General features: G+C 72.4%; 1 protein-coding gene. It reads left to right on the top strand.

All coding sequences use genetic code 11. The features are described 5' to 3' along the window. Positions 1-766 (top strand): hypothetical protein (locus AC1D15_RS35415; protein WP_477829768.1); only part of this gene is annotated, 766 nt, incomplete at its 5' end. Between the last annotated feature and the right edge of the window lie 3 nt (positions 767-769).

Raw genomic sequence — 769 nt, 5'->3', positions numbered from 1 at the left:
CCTGCGCTGGGTGGAAGACGCCACCGCCTGCACCACGCTCTTCGTGCCGCACGACTGGTCGCAGTACGTCTCGCCACCGCGGGTGCTGGTTCGGCTCACGCCACGCGGCGCGACGCCGGYCGACTCGCCGCGCGGCCTGTCGGTGGCCTCGCCGCTGCGGGTCAGTGAAATGACCGATGTGCTCGAAGCCGCCGCAGCGCTGTACGAGCTGGCGCGCGGCGCCGTGCAGCGCGAGCATGCCCGCATGGCGCTGCACGCATTGCGGGACCAGCTGGTCGGAGCACTGCTCGCCGGCGAGCGTCGACGAACGCTGGTCGGCGTGGGTGACGGGCACGGCCTGGTCGTCGACTTCCGAACGGGCGACATCACGAGTTCGCTGTCGCAGGCCGAACTGCTGGCGCGGCCGTTGAATGTGGCCGACCCGCAACGCGCGCCCGATGCCGTTTCGTGGCCGGGCGCGACCCACACCTTGCGGCTGTCGACCTTGCTGTGGGGCCTGACGCACGTCCTCATCGACCAGGGCGTTTCGCCTCGCACCATCAATGGCCGCTACCAGCTCACGCGCGCGCCCGAGCCTGCGGCCCTCGCGCGCCCGAGCACGCCGCGGCTGGTGACCGCCTGGACGCAGCGCGCCATGGGCGTTGGCGAAGCGGCCGCGGCGGGCCGGCTCTCGGCCTTCGAGATCCTGTGGTTCCTGAGCACGGCGTTGGCCCTGGGCATCRCCGTGCCGGCGACCGAGTCACAGGCAGGCACGACGCAAGCCTGAGCG

Source organism: Rhizobacter sp. P2_H2 (genome assembly GCF_056403375.1).
This window is presented reverse-complemented; position numbering and strand designations above follow the sequence as displayed.